Origin of the sequence: Enterobacter cloacae complex sp. P15RS (assembly GCF_014895905.1) — a bacterium.
Classification (GTDB): Bacteria; Pseudomonadota; Gammaproteobacteria; order Enterobacterales; family Enterobacteriaceae; genus Enterobacter; species Enterobacter quasihormaechei.
Genome location: NZ_JADBQL010000013.1, coordinates 1 through 2,887 on the forward strand (window position 1 = coordinate 1; position 2,887 = coordinate 2,887).

The following is a 2,887-nucleotide window of genomic DNA, read 5'->3' on the forward strand; positions in this document are numbered from 1 at the left end:
TAATGAGCGGTAAACCGGCCGCCCGGATGGGCGACATGACAAAATACGGCGGACCCGTCGTTCAGGGCTCTGCGGGCGTGTTTATCGGCGCGCCCACCGGCGTGGCCTGCTCGGTGTGCCCCGGCGGCAGAACCTCCGGCAACCCGGTGAACCCGCTGCTGGGGGCCAAGGTCCTGCCCGGCGAGACCGATATCGCCCTGCCCGGTCCGCTGCCGTTTGTCCTCTCCCGCGCATACAGCAGCTACCGGACCGGAACGCCCGCGCCGGTGAGTGTTTTCGGCCCCGGCTGGAAAGCCCCCTTCGATATCCGCTTACAGCTTCGCGATGAGGAACTTATCCTCAATGACACCGGCGGGCGCAGCATTCACTTTGAGCCGCTGCTGCCCGGTGAAACCGCCTTCAGCCGCAGCGAGTCCCTGTGGCTGGCCCGCGGTGGCGTGGCCAGGCTGCATGAGAGCAATGCGCTGCATCTGCTGTGGCAGACCCTGCCGGAAGACCTGCGCCTGAGTCCGCATATTTACCTGGCGACCGGCAGCGCGCAGGGGCCGTGGTGGATACTCGGCTGGCCTGAGCGTGTACCGGGTGAGGATGAAGCGCTTCCTGCGCCGTTACCACCGTACCGGGTGCTGACCGGGCTGGCTGACCGCTTCGGGCGCACGCAACGCTTTCACCGGGATGCGGACGGGGAATTTGCCGGCAACATCACCGCCGTCACCGACGGTGCAGGCAGGAGCTTCCGGCTGGCGCTGACGACGCAGGCGCAGCGGGCAGAGGCCGCGCGTAAACAGGCGACCGCCTCCGGTATCCGCGCACCGGACTGGCCGCAGACGATGCCGGTCTCCGGCTACGGCGCAGACAGCGGCATTCGCCTTGAGGCGGTGTGGCTGACGCACGACCCGGAGTTCCCGGATAACCTCCCGGCGCGTCCCCTGGCCCGCTACACGTACACCCCGCGCGGCGAGCTTGCCACCGTGTATGACCGCAGCGACACACCGGTGCGCAGCTTCACTTACGATGATAACCATCCGGGGCGCATGACCGCGCACCGGCACGCCGGACGCCCGCAGACCACCTACCGCTATGATGCCGGCGGGCGGGTGGCGGAGCAGCATAACCCGGCGGGGTTAAGTTATACCTACGACTATCAAAAAAATGCCGTCGTCATTACCGACAGCCTGAACCGCCGGGAGGTGCTGCACACCGCAGGCGAAGGCGGGCTTAAGCGTGTCGTGCGGGAAGAAAAAGCCGACGGCAGTGCGGTTACGCGGGAATTTGATAACGCGGGCCGCATGGTGGCGATGACGGATGCGGCCGGGCGCAGAACCGTATACCGGCTGAATGCCGGCGCCGGGAATGTGACGGAAATTGTCCTGCCGGACGGCCGGTCCGTACGGTTCAGCTACAACGACCAGCTCCAGCTTATCGCCACCACCGGTACTGACGGCCTGCGCAGCCGGCAGGAATTTGACCGTCAGGGCAGACTGACGCAGGAAACGTCCCGTCACGGCGATATCACCCGCTATTTTTACGACAGCCCGGACAGTGAACGCCCCTCTGCCACCGAAGACGCCACCGGCAGCCGGAGGCATATGACGTGGAGCCGCTACGGGCAGCTGCTGACCCTGACCGACTGCTCCGGCTACCGGACCCGGTATGAATACAACCGCTTCGGGCAGGTGACGGCCATTCACCGGGAAGAAGGCCTCAGCCAGTACCGCACTTACGATGAACGGGGCTGGCTGGTCAGCCAGAAAGATGCCGCCGGCCACGACACCCGTTATGAGTACAGCCTGGCGGGCGACCTGACTGCCGTGGTTCACCCGGACGGCAGCAGGCTGACCACAGAGTATGACGCCGCCGGGCACCCGGTCAGCACCACCGGAGGCGGCCTGACGCGACGGATGGAGTATGACCCGGCAGGTCGCGTCACCCGGCTTGTCAATGAAAACGGGGCCGGCACCACCTTTACTTACGACCTGCTGGACAGGCTGGCGCAGGAAACGGGCTTTGACGGCAGGACGCAGCGTTATCAGTACAGCGTCACCGGACAGCTTGTCCGCAGCGAGGATGAAAGCCTCGTCACCCTGTGGCACTACGATGCGTCAGACCGTCTGGTATACAGAACGGTGAACGGCGAAGAGGCGGAGCGCTGGCAGTACTGTGAGCGCGGCTGGCTGGCGGCAGTCAGCCATCTCAGCGACGGGCACCGCGTCGCTGTTCACTACGGCTATGATGACAAAGGCCGGATGGTCAGTGAGACACAGACCGTCCACGCCCCACGGACTGATGAACGGCTGTGGCAGCACGTCACGAAGCACGGTTATCAGAACGGGCTGGCGAATAAAACGGTTCCCGACCACCTTCCTCCGGTGGAATGGCTCACTTACGGCTCCGGCTATATCGCCGGGGTGAAGCTCGGCGGCACGCCGCTGGTGGAGTTCACCCGCGACCGGCTGCACCGGGAGACGCAGCGAACCTCCGGTGCGTATGAGCAGAACACGCTCCACAGCGCCACCGGGCAGCTGCTGAGCCACACCTTCAGCGACCCGGCGCTGAACCGGGAATACGGTTATCACGACAGCGGGCATCTTGTAAATATCCGTGGCGCACGGGTGGAGGAAGAGTACCGCTATGACGATGCGGGCCGTCTCATCCGCGCCCGGCACCACGACCTGCTGCAACACCACGCCACCGACCCGGCGGGCAACCGCATTACAGACCGGGAACAGTACCCGGCACTGCCTGCGATGTGGCGGGATAACCGCATCGGCGAAGACGCACACTTTTTTTACCGCCACGATGAGCACGGACGGCTGACGGAAAAGGCTGAACGTCAGATACGCGACGGCGGCAGTTACGTACACCATTATCACTACGACAGCCAGCA

1 protein-coding gene is annotated in these 2,887 nt (G+C 64.9%); it reads left to right on the forward strand.

What is annotated here, in order from left to right; all coding sequences use genetic code 11:
* Positions 1 to 2 precede the first annotated feature (2 nt).
* The coding region (locus IM267_RS07805) for a DUF6531 domain-containing protein (protein ID WP_193033127.1) at positions 3 to 2,887 on the forward strand (2,885 nt) is incomplete at its 3' end.